General features: G+C 58.9%; 14 protein-coding genes. 10 read left to right on the top strand and 4 right to left on the bottom strand.

The genetic code is table 11. The annotated features are described in order from the left end of the window. The first annotated feature begins 335 nt into the window (after positions 1 to 335). Together ACR0J8_RS11525 and ACR0J8_RS11520 are read left to right on the top strand one after the other, a co-directional pair. Positions 336 to 1,361, top strand: coding sequence for a LacI family DNA-binding transcriptional regulator (locus ACR0J8_RS11525; protein ID WP_170612609.1), 1,026 nt, complete (start codon positions 336 to 338; stop codon positions 1,359 to 1,361). Between the two features lie 4 nt (positions 1,362 to 1,365). Next, positions 1,366 to 2,580, top strand: a complete 1,215-nt coding sequence (locus ACR0J8_RS11520) for a winged helix-turn-helix domain-containing protein (protein WP_480890251.1) — start codon at positions 1,366 to 1,368, stop codon at positions 2,578 to 2,580. A 3-nt stretch (positions 2,581 to 2,583) separates the two neighbouring features. Here ACR0J8_RS11520 and ACR0J8_RS11515 read toward each other — a convergent pair whose 3' ends face one another. After that, the gene (locus ACR0J8_RS11515; protein ID WP_480523139.1) at positions 2,584 to 3,282 is read right to left on the bottom strand and encodes a fumarylacetoacetate hydrolase family protein; all 699 of its coding nucleotides are present in this window, start codon (positions 3,280 to 3,282) and stop codon (positions 2,584 to 2,586) included. A gap of 211 nt (positions 3,283 to 3,493) precedes the next feature. On the opposite strand from ACR0J8_RS11515, the gene ACR0J8_RS11510 reads away from it, so the two are divergent. Beyond that, positions 3,494 to 4,909 (top strand): pyridoxal phosphate-dependent decarboxylase family protein, encoded by a 1,416-nt coding sequence (locus ACR0J8_RS11510; protein WP_480890247.1) that lies wholly within the window; start codon positions 3,494 to 3,496, stop codon positions 4,907 to 4,909. Positions 4,910 to 4,912: 3 nt separating this feature from the next. Here ACR0J8_RS11510 and ACR0J8_RS11505 read toward each other — a convergent pair whose 3' ends face one another. Then, a complete protein-coding gene (locus ACR0J8_RS11505; RefSeq protein WP_480714331.1) occupies positions 4,913 to 6,055 on the bottom strand; it encodes a DUF3095 domain-containing protein in 1,143 nt (380 codons plus the stop codon). A gap of 151 nt (positions 6,056 to 6,206) precedes the next feature. Here ACR0J8_RS11505 and ACR0J8_RS11500 point away from each other — a divergent pair, with 151 nt between their 5' ends. The 4 genes from ACR0J8_RS11500 to ACR0J8_RS11485 all read left to right on the top strand — a co-directional run bounded on the left by ACR0J8_RS11500 (position 6,207) and on the right by ACR0J8_RS11485 (position 10,672). Next, positions 6,207 to 7,379, top strand: coding sequence for an MFS transporter (locus ACR0J8_RS11500; protein ID WP_170680250.1), 1,173 nt, complete (start codon positions 6,207 to 6,209; stop codon positions 7,377 to 7,379). After that, entirely contained in the window at positions 7,379 to 8,446 is a 1,068-nt protein-coding gene (locus ACR0J8_RS11495; RefSeq protein ID WP_480890243.1) for a glycosyltransferase family 4 protein, read from the top strand. Before ACR0J8_RS11500 ends, ACR0J8_RS11495 begins: the two co-directional genes overlap by 1 nt. 114 nt (positions 8,447 to 8,560) lie before the next feature. Further along, complete coding sequence (locus ACR0J8_RS11490; RefSeq protein ID WP_170612623.1) at positions 8,561 to 9,583, top strand: aspartate-semialdehyde dehydrogenase; 1,023 nt, start codon at positions 8,561 to 8,563, stop codon at positions 9,581 to 9,583. Between the two features lie 171 nt (positions 9,584 to 9,754). Then, on the top strand, positions 9,755 to 10,672 hold the full coding sequence (locus tag ACR0J8_RS11485; protein WP_480523129.1) for an endonuclease/exonuclease/phosphatase family protein: 918 nt from the start codon (positions 9,755 to 9,757) through the stop codon (positions 10,670 to 10,672). A gap of 37 nt (positions 10,673 to 10,709) precedes the next feature. Here the strand turns inward: ACR0J8_RS11485 and ACR0J8_RS11480 are convergent, their stop codons facing one another. Next, a complete protein-coding gene (locus ACR0J8_RS11480; protein WP_480523127.1) occupies positions 10,710 to 11,246 on the bottom strand; it encodes an SRPBCC family protein in 537 nt (178 codons plus the stop codon). A 204-nt stretch (positions 11,247 to 11,450) separates the two neighbouring features. Here ACR0J8_RS11480 and ACR0J8_RS11475 point away from each other — a divergent pair, with 204 nt between their 5' ends. The 3 genes from ACR0J8_RS11475 to ACR0J8_RS11465 all read left to right on the top strand — a co-directional run bounded on the left by ACR0J8_RS11475 (position 11,451) and on the right by ACR0J8_RS11465 (position 14,020). Then, positions 11,451 to 11,840 carry a hypothetical protein gene (locus ACR0J8_RS11475; RefSeq protein ID WP_480890372.1) on the top strand — a complete coding sequence of 130 codons (390 nt, stop codon included), beginning with the start codon at positions 11,451 to 11,453 and terminating at the stop codon, positions 11,838 to 11,840. A 63-nt stretch (positions 11,841 to 11,903) separates the two neighbouring features. Beyond that, a complete protein-coding gene (locus tag ACR0J8_RS11470; protein WP_480523125.1) occupies positions 11,904 to 13,286 on the top strand; it encodes a leucyl aminopeptidase family protein in 1,383 nt (460 codons plus the stop codon). Further along, on the top strand, positions 13,283 to 14,020 hold the full coding sequence (locus ACR0J8_RS11465) for a C40 family peptidase (protein WP_480523123.1): 738 nt from the start codon (positions 13,283 to 13,285) through the stop codon (positions 14,018 to 14,020). Before ACR0J8_RS11470 ends, ACR0J8_RS11465 begins: the two co-directional genes overlap by 4 nt. On the opposite strand, the gene ACR0J8_RS11460 is transcribed toward ACR0J8_RS11465, so the two are convergent. Continuing rightward, complete coding sequence (locus ACR0J8_RS11460) at positions 14,017 to 14,367, bottom strand: DUF2794 domain-containing protein (RefSeq protein ID WP_170824992.1); 351 nt, start codon at positions 14,365 to 14,367, stop codon at positions 14,017 to 14,019. The genes ACR0J8_RS11465 and ACR0J8_RS11460 overlap by 4 nt on opposite strands. Between the last annotated feature and the right edge of the window lie 23 nt (positions 14,368 to 14,390).

Genomic DNA, 14,390 nt, shown 5'->3' with positions numbered 1-14,390 from the left:
ACAATTGATTGCGGCGTTGCATGGGCCATTTGCGAAATCAGAAATTGCATGTTCGCGCTTGCTACGCGGTTTGGTATGCGCCACCGCGAGTGTGTGTGTTTTCCTAGATCTCTTTATGTGTTCAATAGTCGTCGGTTCAGTTCGCGGACTTGAGATTTTTAGGCCTGAAACTGCGGGCGTTGACTCGCGTGTTTAATTGAACTCGTTACAAATATGTAGGGTCGCTCCGATGCACAAAAGGTCCGACCGGCCCAGCGCCCGATGCAGAAGCAGAGTTGTTGTACTTGTCGCCGTGTTCACGCTACCATCGGGCAAAACAACAGTGCAGGTGCCTCGTGACCACAGAAACAAAACGCCCGCTCACCCTTCGCGATGTCTCGGAAGCGTCGGGGGTATCCGAAATGACGGTCAGCAGGGTCCTGCGCAATCGGGGTGATGTATCGGATGCGACCCGAACACGGGTTCTGGCCGCCGCAAAAGAGCTGGGATACGTGCCCAACAAAATTGCGGGTGCGCTGGCATCCAGCCGGGTCAATCTGGTTGCGGTCATCATCCCCTCACTGTCCAACATGGTCTTCCCCGAGGTCCTGACCGGCATCAATCAGGTTCTGGAAGACACCGAATTGCAGCCAGTGGTCGGCGTGACCGATTATTTGCCGGAAAAAGAGGAAAAGGTCCTTTACGAGATGCTCTCGTGGCGGCCTTCGGGCGTGATCATCGCAGGCCTGGAACACACGGAAGCGGCCCGGGCGATGCTGGATTCCGCGGGCATTCCGGTGGTCGAAATCATGGATACCGACGGCAAACCCGTGGATGCGATGGTCGGCATTTCACACCGCCGTGCCGGCCGTGAAATGGCGCAGGCCATTCTGAAGGCCGGATACCAGCATATCGGTTTCATGGGGACCAAGATGCCTTTGGACCACCGCGCGCGCAAACGTTTCGAGGGCTTTACCGAGGTTCTGGGCAAACACGGGATCGAGATCGAGGACCGCGAGTTCTACTCGGGCGGGTCGGCACTGGCCAAGGGGCGCGAGATGACGCAGGCGATGCTGGAACGATCGCCGGAACTGGATTTTCTGTATTATTCCAATGATATGATCGGCGCTGGCGGGCTGTTGTACCTGCTGGATCAGGGGATCGACATCCCTGGTCAGATCGGGTTGGCGGGGTTCAACAATGTCGAACTGCTGCAAGGTCTGCCCCGCAAACTGGCAACCATGGATGCCTGCCGGCTGGAAATCGGCCGCCAGGCCGCAGGGATCATCGCGGCACAGCTGGCCGACCCGGAAGCCGAGATTGAAACCCGCGTAACCCTGACGCCAAAAATCAGCTACGGCGACACACTGAAGCGGCGTTAGAGTCTTGGCACTGCCGAAACTGGACAACCGGACAGCCCGTGCGGTGTTCATGGATCGTCACTTGCTGTCCGAAACCCCGTCGGGCAGCGCAAAGGGCGCGGATCTTCTGGACCTGATCCGACGGCTTGGTTTTGTTCAGCTGGACAGTATCAACACTGTGGCCCGCGCCCATGACATGATCCTGTTTTCGCGCAGGCCCACCTATCGCAGCACACATCTGAAGCGCCTGTATGAACGGGACAGGGCGCTGTTCGAGCATTGGACACATGACGCCGCCGTCATTCCGATGGAGTTCTACCGGCATTGGCACCTGCGCTTTCAGCGCGACGCCGATTTGTTGAAAGCCCGCTGGAAGAATTGGCGGCGGGATGGATTTGAACAACAGTTCGCCTCGGTTCTGCTGCACATCCGCGATCACGGTCCGGTATCCTCGTCCGATGTGGGAAAGGACGAAAAGAAAGGATCGGGCGGCTGGTGGGACTGGCACCCGTCCAAAACCGCGCTGGAGTTCTTGTGGCGCTCGGGCGCGCTGACCGTCATTGGCCGGGATGGCTTTCAGAAACGCTACGACCTGACCGAACGGGTGATAGAAACTCATCTGTGCCCCGGTTATGCACCATGCGATGCCGAAGGAACGGTGGACTGGCTGTGCAACGCCGCCCTGGACAGGTTGGGGTTTGCAACATCGGGCGAACTGGCTGCGTTCTGGGATACGGTCAGCGCGGCCGAGGCGAAAGACTGGTGCGCCGCAGCCCAGAAAAACGGCGCAATTGAGGAAGTCGAAATCAATTGCGCGAATGGGCGTACAAGGAAAGTGTTTTCCCGCCCGGGATTGGTTGAAGAGGCCCCTGAACTGCCCGCGCCACCGGGCAGAATTCGCGTGCTCAGCCCGTTTGACCCGATGCTGCGGGATCGAAACCGAGCCGAACGCCTGTTCGGGTTTCACTACAGGATCGAAGTGTTTGTGCCCGCGCCCAAAAGAACCTACGGCTATTATGTCTTCCCCCTGCTCGAAGGTGATCGGCTGATCGGCCGGATCGACATGAAGGCCCACAGGGATAGCGGCGAATTGCGGGTACAATCCGTCTGGCCCGAGCGAAAGTTGCGCTGGTCAGAGGCCCGCACCCGGCGTCTGGAGGCCGAGCTGGACCGGGTGCGCAGATTTGCCGGTCTTGATCGTGTTGAGCTTGCCAACGGCTGGCTGAAAGACCCTAAATAGGCTCTATTCAGCCTGTGACAGGGTTAGGTGGATCGATTCAAGACCGTCAATTCCGCCATCAATCACATCACCGGCCTGTACCGCACCGACACCGGCCGGGGTGCCTGTCATGATCAGATCGCCCGGACGAAGGTGATAGTAATTTGAAAGATGGCTGACGATCTCATCTATTTTCCAGATCAGTTCGTCCAGGGTCGCATCCTGCCGGACTTCACCGTTGACGCTCAGATGAATGCGCTTGTCTTTGTCCGGCGACCAGTTCTCTGACCGGGTCAGCGGCGCAAAAACGGCACCGTTTTCCAGATCCTTGCCCAGATCCCACGGGCGCTGTTTGTTCCGTTCACGGATTTGCAGGTCGCGGCGGGTCATGTCCAGCGCGCACCCATAGGCAAACACCGCGCCCAAAGCCTGCTCGCGACTGACGCGGAACACCGGCTGACCGATCGCAATCGCCAGCTCCATTTCGTGATGATAGTTTTCTGTACCCGGCGGATATGGCGCGGTCGCTCCGGTCAGGATGGCGTTTGGTGCGGACTTGGTGAAATAGAACGGCGCCTCGCGGTCCACAGTATTTCCCATTTCAGCCGCATGGGCCGCATAGTTCCGCCCGACGCAAAAAATTCGGCCCACCGGATATTCGGCCTGCTCGCCGACAACCGGTATCGCAACAGGGTCGGGAAGAGAAAACAGCTTGTCCTGCATGACAGCCCCCAGTTTGAAACATCGCCGGGCATCTTAGGTGTCTTCCCATCACTGGCAAGACGTTGGCGACCGAGATGCACACCCTTTTGACCTGACATTCAAGACTTCGGGTTTCTTAGACGCATTGACCTTTCGCTCCGGATAACTCTCACTGCCCCGGAAATTCAAACACCCGGGACATCCCGGATCAGGCGGAAACACGGGGAACAGCATGCAGTGGAACGAATTCGCGGAATGGGGCCGAAAAGTCGCTGACTGGACGCAGAACTATCACGAAACCGTTGGCGACAGGCCCGTCCGGGCACGGTGCGAACCGGGTGAGGTCTTGAATGCGTTACCGTCTGAACCGCCCGAAACCGCCCAGCCCATGGAAGACATCTTCCGGGATTTTGAGCAGATCGTAATGCCCGGCATCACCCATTGGCAGCACCCCCGGTTCTTTGCCTACTTCAACTCCAACGCCTCGGCCCCATCGGTTCTGGGTGAGTTTCTGGCCAGCGCCATCGCACCGCAATGTATGTTGTGGCAAACCTCGCCCGCTGCAACCGAGATGGAAACCCGGATGATGGATTGGTTGCGGCAGGCTTTGGATTTGCCGGACGGATTCGCCGGTGTGATTCAGGACTCGGCCTCGTCGGCGACGCTGGCCGCCGTGTTGACGATGCGGGAAAAGGCACTGGCCTGGCAGGGCAACAAACAGGGGCTGTTCGCGCAGAAACCCCTGCGCATCTATTGTTCATCCGAGGTTCACACCTCAATCGACAGGGCCATCTGGGTTGCCGGAATTGGCGAAGACAACCTTGTGCGTGTTCCCATCAAGGGCGACTGGCGCGGAATGGACCCCGACGCGCTGGAAGCGGCCATTCAGGCAGATTTAGACTCTGATTTACAGCCTGCGGGCGTCATTTTGTGCGTCGGCGGGACCGGCGTCGGGGCAACCGATCCTGTGGATCGTTGCTTAGAAATCGCCGCCAAATACGGCCTCTATTCCCATGTCGATGCAGCCTGGGCCGGGTCGGCCATGATCTGCCCCGAATACCGGCACTACTGGCCCGGGATCGAACAGGCTGACAGCATCGTCTTCAACCCCCACAAGTGGCTGGGGGTACAGTTCGACTGCTGCGCGCATTTCCTGAAGAAGCCCGAAGATCTGGTCCAGACGCTGGCTATCAGCCCGGAATACCTAAAAACACATGGTAAAGACGGGATCGTCAATTACTCGGAATGGTCCGTTCCATTGGGGCGTCGCTTCCGCGCGCTGAAACTGTGGTTCGTGATACGCACCTACGGGCTGGAAGGCCTGCGCCAGCGGATGCGAAATCACGTCAACTGGTCCAAAGCGCTGCATGACAAACTTGCGTCGGAACCGGATTTTCAGATCACGACGGCGCCGATGTGGTCACTCTGGTCCTTTCGGTACATGCCCGAAGGCTGCGCCGACCCGGATGATCTGAATTTGCGGCTGGTCAACGCCATCAATGATGACGGACGGATTTATCTGACACAAACACGTGTGGATGGCGATCTGGTCATCCGGTTCCAGGCCGGACAGTTCGAAACCACGGAACAGGACGTGATGATGGCCTATGACGTCATAACGGACATTGCCCGTGGCCTGACTCCTTAGAGACTAAGCCCTCATCCCGGCGGCGGCCTGGGCGTAACCGCCGGATGCACCGTCAACAAAATGCACGTGATCATCGCGAACGGCAGAGGGCACAAAACAGGTCATCATCGCCTCGTCCTGAGCATGGATGCCATAGCGGATCTTGCCCTGCTGGCGCGCCTGTTCCAGCATCTGCCGGATGCGTGCCAGCGTGGCCTGATCGCAATCCAGCGTCATCTTGAGGCCGTCGTCGAATTTGCGGAAGTCCGCATTTTTGCTGACCATTTCCTTGTAATGTTGGGGCTCGAAACTGCCCAGTCGCCTGCCGGACAGAAACAGCAGAAAGATGAACAGGTTTTCACCCAACATCTTCATAGTGTGCCAAAGAATGTTGCCGCCGGCGCGCATGACACGCGCATTGATCGCAATACCCGGCGGCGGCCACGAGATTGGCGGCCCGTTGACCGGCACCGGGTGGCCCGCGCGATCCAGCGCCTCGGACACGGACAGCACCGACTGTGCCAGATCGGCAAAATCGATTTCTGTCGCAGTCGCGGTCGGTTGCACAACCAGCGATACGATCTGGCCATGTTTCGCCGGGCTGTTGGACCACCGACAGGACAAGCCCGTCAGATCCGGTTGCGCGCCGGGTACCGCATCCGGCACGGTGTATTGCCCCGACTTCATCTGCGTCTCGGCCCAGGCCAGCCCACCGCCCGAGAACATCGCGTAGTCCACGCCCGACGATGGCGCATAGCGGGCAACGCGCACATCCCGGCCTGCATTCCGGATATCCGCAACCGGCACCACGGCGCCGCGCAGGGAAACCGAAAACTCTTCATGCGCCCAGCGCTGCAAAGCGGACAGGGTGGCGCGGGCTGTATCCGCTGCGCTGGCCGGGACAGCGAAACCCGCGCCGTCGCCGCCAAAGATATAGGGAAACAGCTTGCCGCCCACTGCGTTGATCATGCCCGAAATCACCGCCGCACCGACCATATTCACGGTTTTGTACCGGCCCCGCGCGATTTCACCGGTCGAATCGACGATATCCGCAACCCCGACGACCCAGTCATCCGGTACTGGTGTAAATCGCGAAGGCTTTGCAAGTTCGGTAAAGTCCCTCAACAGCGGCAGGGATTCATAGAAATCGGAATGAACGTCTTTCATTGTCCCCTCAGCGTTGGTGCCTTGTGTCGGTTCCTGATTTGAACAATAGCCCGATTGTGATGTCTGTCCGCCAAATTCAGCATAGCACACGCGCTTGTGCATGATGGCACGACATGCCAAGCATGGCCCGTATTCAGGTTGAGGGCAGATCATGCAGGCAGGATTGGTGGTTTTGTGTCTGGCCTATGTGCTCAGCCAGTTTTTTCGCGCTTTTCTGGCTGTGCTCAGCGTGGATCTGGGCCGGGACCTGGGGGCCACGCCCGAGGACCTGGCCTTTGCCTCGGGCCTGTGGTTCTTCATATTCGCCCTGATGCAGATTCCGGTCGGCTGGGCGCTTGACCGGATCGGACCCCGCCTGACCGCTTCCTTGTTGCTGCTGATTGGCGGTGCAGGAGGGGCTGCTGTTTTTGCGATGGCAACTGCGCCGTTGCATATCAGTATCGCGATGGCCCTGATCGGCATCGGATGTTCTCCGGTGCTGATGGCCTCGTACTATATCTTCGCGCGCGAGTTTCCTCCCGCCCGTTTTGCCACACTGGCCGCCGTCATGCTGGGTGTCGGTTCCGTCGGTAACCTGGTGGCCTCGTACCCGACGGCACTGGCGGTCGAACTGATGGGCTGGCGCGCAACGCTGGCCGGACTGGCGGCGATCTCGGGCTTTGTGGCGATTGGAATCTGGCTGACGGTCCACGATCCGCATAAGATCGAAACAGAACAGAAAGGATCGTTGCTGGATCTGCTCAGGGAACCAGCGCTCTGGACGATACTTCCGTTGATGCTGGTGGCCTATGCGCCTTCCGGGGCGCTGCGAGGATTGTGGGCCGGGCCGTACCTGCAGGACGTCTTTGGCCTGGGCACCGCGCAAATCGGGCAGGCAACCCTGGTAATGGGTGCAGCGATGATTGCGGGAACCTTTGTCTATGGCCCGCTTGACCGGATTCTTGGCACACGCAAATGGGTGATCTTCGGCGGCAACGCGCTCAGCGCTGTGTCCCTGATCCTGTTGTGTATCTGGGTCGCCGACGCGGTCTGGGTGTCCGTCATCCTACTGGCCCTGATCGGATTTACCGGCGCCACATTTCCCGTGATCATGGCGCATGGCCGTGCCTTCATCCCCCCGCATCTGGTCGGCCGGGGCGTCACCCTGCTGAACCTGTTTGGAATTGGCGGCGTTGGCGTGGCGCAGTTTGCCACCGGGCGGCTTCATGCCGCTACTGGAGGCGCCGGGCCCGCTGCGCCTTATACGGCCATTTTCGGGTTCTTTGCCATAACAGTTGCGATTGGCTGCCTGATTTACCTATTCAGCCGCGACAGCATAGACTGATGCCAATCAACCCTGAACAGGAGATCACAGTGCGGGAAATTGAGGTCATCGCGCCCAACCTGAAACACAGCCTGTCAGGCGTGACCACAACGATCATTCGGCTTTTACCGATCCAACGCGACCTGATCGAAATTCGCGCGACAGGACCCGGACTGCCCGACGATCTGCCGCACATCCGGCTTTGGAAGGTTCCGTTTCTGTCGAACCGGGTGCAACGGGTCTGGCATGCCCGGCGCAACACCGAGATGCTGGCAGGACTGGTGCTGAAACATCTGTTCCGGCGCAATTTCCGTCTGCTCTTCACTTCGGCCGCGCAGCGCGATCATTCGGGGTTTACCAAGTGGCTGATCTCGAAGATGGATGCGCTGATCGCGACCACACCGCAGGCGGCTTCGTTTCTGAAACACCCAGCAACTGTCATCATGCACGGAGTGAACACGGACCTGTTTCATCCCGCACAATCCAAGCAAGCCCTGCGCCAGAAGCTCGGTCTGCCCGATGGCGTTCTGATCGGCTGTTTTGGCCGTATCCGCCCGCAAAAGGGCGTGGACCTTCTGGTGGACGCCGCAATCGAGGTTCTGCCGTCCCACCCTGATGCGCAGATTATCTTCACCGGCCGGACCACCAAAGAGTTCGAAGGCTTTCAGCAGGAACAGGAACAAAAGCTCAAGGCCGCCGGGTTGGCGGACCGGGTGCATTTTCTGGGCGAGCGTCCGTGGGAAGAGATCGTGGAAACCTATCGCGCGCTGGACCTGTTCGTGGCCCCGGCACGGCACGAAGGCTTCGGCCTGACCCCGCTCGAGGCGATGGCGTCGGGTGTGCCTGCCATCGCCTGTCACGGTGTTGGCGCATTCAGCGCGCAGATCAAAGATGGTGTGACCGGCCGTCTGGTCGAGAAAGACAATGCAAAGGCGCTGGCGGGCGCGTTGCAGGACATGTTGGAAGACCGCGAAAAACTGGCGCTGGCCGGGCAGGCTGCACGGGCCCATGTCGAGAAGAATTTTCGAATCGAGGGCGAGGCAGAAGCCATCGTTCGGGTCTATCGATCCTTGTTGGAGGCGCATTGACCCGCCGCAACGGTGTCAAATTGGTGTTCCGCGCCGAAATTCGCTTCGATTAGTCTTTTTTCTTCGCCGCAACGCGGCTATGAACGCGCGTCCTTAGACTTCAGGAGACATGATATGGGCTATCGCGTCGTCGTCGTTGGCGCCACAGGCAATGTGGGCCGCGAAATGCTGAACATCCTGGCTGAACGCCAGTTCCCCGTAGACGAACTTGCCGCGCTGGCAAGCCGCCGTTCGCTGGGCACCGAGGTCAGCTTTGGCGACAAGACATTGACGACCAAGGATCTGGATACGTTCGATTTCAGCGGTTGGGACATCGCGCTGTTTGCCGTGGGTTCAGCGGCAACCAAGGACTATGCGCCCAAAGCCGCGGCTGCCGGCTGCGTGGTGATCGATAACTCGTCGCTGTATCGCTATGACCCTGACATTCCGCTGATCGTGCCGGAATGTAACCCGCAGGCGATCCACGACTACAAGAACAAGAACATCATCGCCAACCCCAACTGCTCGACCGCGCAGATGGTTGTGGCGCTGAAACCGCTGCATGACCGCGCCAAGATCAAGCGCGTTGTCGTGTCGACTTATCAGTCGGTTTCGGGCGCAGGCAAGGAAGGCATGGACGAGCTGTGGGATCAGACCAAGGCCGTGTACAACCCGATCAACGAGGTTGAGCCGAAGAAGTTCCAGAAGCAGATCGCTTTCAACGTCATTCCGCAGATCGACGTCTTCATGGAAGACGGCTCGACCAAGGAAGAGTGGAAGATGGTTGTCGAAACCAAGAAGATTGTCGATCCGTCGATCAAGGTCACGGCCACTTGCGTTCGTGTTCCGGTCTTTGTCGGCCATTCCGAGGCGGTGAATATCGAGTTCGAGGAATTCCTCGACGAAGACGAAGCCCGCGACATCCTGCGCGAGGCACCCGGCATCATGGTGATCGACAAGCGTGAGGCGGGCGGCTACGTCTCGCCCATTGAATGCGTTGGTGATTTCGCCACTTTCATCAGCCGCATCCGTCAGGACTCGACCGTTGAGAACGGTCTGAACCTGTGGTGTGTGTCGGACAACCTGCGCAAGGGTGCGGCCCTGAACGCCGTTCAGATTGCCGAGCTGCTGGGCCGTGAGGTTCTGAAAAAGGGCTGAATTCTTCCCATCCGAATGTACGAAGGGGCCGCTTCACATGAAGTGGCCCTTTTTTCTCGGCCCCGGCCCGGTGATAGGCCGGACGTTCGAGACCCTCACACCAGTTTCAACTGGACGTATACACCACAAAATGCACAGTGTTTGCCCTGAGCATTTCGATTGAGGCAGAACGTGCGTTTCCTGAACAACAACAGGTTTGCCCGATCCGCTATTCTGGGTTGTGCAACGCTTCTCATGGGTTTGGTGATCTTTGGATTCACCGGACGGTATTTTGCACCCGGTGACTCGGTCGCCCTGATGAGGCCCCAGATTGGCGTGCTGCTGATCGTCTTTGCCGCGATCCTCATGGCCGTGCGTGCCAGGGGTTTCGCGTTGGCCTCCCTTGCTTTCGCAGTGATTGCGGTGGGGTCCGTTGCCGCCGGGCTCGTACCTGTTTCAGACGAATGCGATGATCCTTGTGTGACCCTGTATCAAAAGAACCTGATGTCTGTGGCATGGCCCCGGTATTCCCTTGCCGACGACATCCTTTCTTCGGACGCGGACATCGTGACACTTCAGGAAGTTTCCAGCCACAACAGGCAATATATGGAAAACCTGTTCGGGAATTACCCGACATCGGCAATATGTGAGTTCAGGCCCGAGCAGAACGTTGCGATACTGACCAGACTGGCCATTGTTGAGGATTCAGAACTTTGCCTACAGGGGCTTGGACTGGTGGGTCTTCAGGTCATCGGTCCGGGTGGTCAGCCGGTTTGGGTTGTCTCCGTTCACCTCAACTGGCCCTACCCTTATGGCCAGTTCGAACAGAGCAAAAAGATCGCCCACCAAATCGAACAACTGGACGGCCCTGTTCTGATCGCCGGGGACTTCAACATGGCCCATTGGGGCAGCAGCGTGCGCCGTATCGGTATGGCTGCCGGCAATCACGTGTTTGGCGCAGTTATGAACACGCACATTCTTGGCAACTGGATGATGCCGATGCCGATCGACAATCTTTTGGTGCCCAATGGCACGACGGGCACGGCGGAACTGCGCCCGTTCATGGGATCCGACCATATGGGAATCAGGGCCCGCATCAGCCTGCCCTGAGAACTCATTTTTCAGCTTTTTAGAGCCTGTTTGTGCCTTACTGGCCGGATTCGACCAGTTCTTTGAGGTTGGAAAGCCCGCGCTCGTAATCCCCGCCGACCCATTCATCCATCATGAGCCCCATCCAGCGCGACATGGGGTTCATACCAAGATCACTTTCAAAGCCCCACGAAATCTCGGTCTGATCGCCTTCGGGCTGCAAAGTAAACGACGCACTTGCCGTCCCCATGGATCCGAAATCCAGCGCGGTTCTGACGAACTGGTTTTCAACGCTTTCGATGATTTCTTGTGATCCCGATCCGACTTGAGGATGCTCAGAGCTCCAGTTCAGGGTATTCCCGACGCCGGCTTCTGGGCCGCTGTAGGCCAGTTTGGTTTCCGGATCGCGCGACAGCCATGGCGACCATTTCTCGGTCGCCTGCATCGAGTTCACAAAAGGAAAGATGGCAGCAGCCGGCGCGTTGATGGTGACGCTTCGCGAGACTTCGGCCTTACCGGGCAGCAGATAGGACGCGCCCACCAGAACCAGTATCAATACAAGTAAAATCAGAAGAATTCGTTTTATCCATCGCATGGCTGTCTCCGATTCCAAGCAGAATAATCTCATGTTCAAAAACCGGCGGCGCCAGATTGGACCAGAGCCGCGCCAGCTTGACTTTGCCGCGCCACGCAAACGGAATTCAACATAAATTCGAAGAACTTTCCCGACCCAATGCAAGGTTTTGCAAAGATTATGGGGCGCATTCTCTGCCTGTGCCGTGGGGGCATGAACATAGGGGTGAACGTGGTGGATAATGTAATCACGCTGGAGCACACGGAATCCGTGCGGCTGGATCCGGATCGCATTGGCGGCTTGTGCCGTCAACTTGGTGACAAGAACGCGCTGGATGTCATGTGCCGAACCGTTGAAGAACTGGCCGTGCGGCTTTCGAAATGCGAACGTTTCTGGCGGCAACGCAACTGGGCCGATCTGCGCAAATGCGCCAGATCACTGGTGGCGATTGCCGATCAGATCGGAATGACGGCGCTGGCCCATGTGGCAAATGATGTGGCCCGGACAGTGGATGCCGGGGACGCCGTTGCCTCGGGGGCGACGCTGTGCCGTCTGATCCGTGTGGGCGAGCGGTCGCTGACGGCAATTTGGGATCAGCAGGATCTTTCCGTTTGACGGGGGTTGCAGGCGCGCGTCCGGTGGCTAGTCTGGGCGCGAACCGAGCCAGCCGAGAACCCTATGACCCTGTCCTTTGCACCTGCCTCTGAACCGTCCTTGCCGCTTCATGTGATCGAACAATCCCGGCTGGAGGACTGGCTTAAAAACCAGAGCGCGAAAGTGCAATCATGGATTGCCGTCAACGGTTTCACCGGTGCTTTGGGACAGGCCCTGTTGATACCAGACACTGATGGTGTGCCGGGCTGCGCAGTTGCGGGATACGGAACGGGCGCCACGCGGGCGCGCAAACGTTTTCCTCTGGCGGCCGCGGCCGAAGCGTTGCCGCAGAGCAATTACCACATAGCGTCAGGTGTACCCGAGGATGCGCTGGACACAGAAAGCCTTGGCTGGCTTTTGACCGGATACACATTTGATCGCTACGCCAGCCAGTCTCCTGTTGGTGCCAGGTTGGTTGCACCCGACGGGTTGGACAGCGCGCGGATTGAAGCGATCGCCGCCGCCGAGGCGCTGATCCGAGATCTTGTCAATACGCCAGCTTCCGACATGGGACCGGATCAGTTGCAGGCCGCCGCGGAAACGCTCGCGCAGGACTTTGGGGCCTCTTGCAACGTGATCGCAGGCAACGCTCTGCTGGAAAACAACTTTCCAATGATCCACGCTGTCGGTCGTGCCGCCGCGCAGGAACCTCGGCTGATCGAAGTGAACTGGGGCACCAGCGGCCCCAAACTGACACTGGTGGGCAAAGGTGTCTGTTTCGATACCGGTGGGCTGGATCTGAAACCGGCGGCGGCGATGGGACTGATGAAAAAGGATATGGGCGGGGCGGCCAATGTGCTGGGTCTGGCCCGCATGATCATGTCCCTGAACCTTCCGCTACAGCTTCGGGTCTTGATCCCTGCCGTGGAAAACGCGGTTTCGGGTAGTGCATTCCGTCCCGGCGACATCCTGACCTCACGCAAGGGGTTGACCGTCGAGATCAACAACACCGATGCAGAGGGGCGGCTGGTTCTGGCCGATGCCCTGACACTGGCAGATGAGGGGCAGCCGGACCTGCTGATCTCGATGGCCACGCTCACCGGCGCGGCGCGCGTTGCGGTCGGAGCGGATCTGGCTCCATTCTATACCGATGACGATGGCGCGGCGGAAATTCTGACCGGCGCGGCGCGGTTAGCGGCGGATCCCGTCTGGAGGATGCCGTTCCACGAACCTTATGAAGCCTTGATCGAACCCGGCATAGCAGATCTGGACAATGCCCCATCGGGCGGGTTCGCAGGTTCGATCACTGCGGCCTTGTTTCTGCGACGCTTTGCGGGCCAAAGTCGCTACATGCATTTTGACATCTATTCATGGCAACGCGCCAAGGAGCCGGGACGCAGCAAAGGTGGCCTTGGACAAGGCCCTCGGGCCTTGCTGGCCGCGTTGCCGGAGTTGTTGGACCTATGAGCCGTCTTCGCATCATCGAACCGGTTGTCGACCTTCTGCGCCAACCCAACGGACCGCGCGACCGTCAATTGCTGTTTGGTGATACGGTTGAGGTCCGTGAAAACCGGGAAGGGTGGAGCCGTATTACTTCGGACAAGGACGGGTATCAGGGCTGGGTTGCGACAGACCGTTTGGGGCCCGAGGCGTCACCGACCCACTGGATCATTGCCCCGTCGACTCATACCTATGAGCGGGCGGACATCAAAAGCGCGGATCGGGCATCGCTGAGTTTTGGCAGCAAGGTTCAAGCTCTTTCCAAGCAAAACGGGTTTCTTGAGACCGAGCTGGGGTTCATTCCGTCCACCCACGCCACCACAATTTCCGACACAGTGAATGACCCGGTTGCCGTAGCCGAACTGTTTTTGGGCACGCCCTATCTTTGGGGTGGCAACAGCCGGTTCGGCCTGGATTGCTCGGGGCTTGTTCAGGCCGGGTTGCTGGCCTGTGGCATTGCCTGCCCCGGTGACAGTGGCGATCAGGAAAGGGCGTTGGGACACCTGGTGCCGCAGGATGCACCCGCAAAACGGGGCGATCTGTTATTCTGGAAAGGACATGTGGCCTGGGTCAGCGGCAACAACATGCTGCTGCACGCCAACGCCCACGATATGGCGGTCGTATATGAACCGATGGATCGGGCCATTGCCCGTATCCGGGAACAAGGCGACGGGCCGGTTACGTCACATAAAAGGCTCTAATCCAGGTCAACCGCCCGGATCAGCTTCCGCTCAAGCACGCGCAACACGGTGCGCAGGTCATGGCCGCGTTTCAGAATGCGACCGTCCATGCCAATGACCGAGTACATTCCTTGCCGCTGACGAAGGCGGGGGTGTTTTTCCACCCGATAAATCGGATGCTCGGCCGTGCGTCGGAAGATCGAAAAAACTGCCGTATCCCGTAGGTTTGAAATGCCATAGTCGCGCCATTCTCCGGCGGCGACCATTCGGCCATAAACAGACAGGATCTGGGTCATCTCGCGCCGGTCAAAAGCGACTGGCATCTGAGCCGGGCTGGCAGAAAACCCGCTGGGTGGCTGCATGTTCATACTCTCAGCCTTGCCGGAAATTC

The sequence above is a fragment of the Ruegeria sp. N11 genome (genome assembly GCF_056531525.1).
Note: the sequence above shows the minus strand (reverse complement) of the source record. Positions and strands in the feature narration are given on the sequence as shown.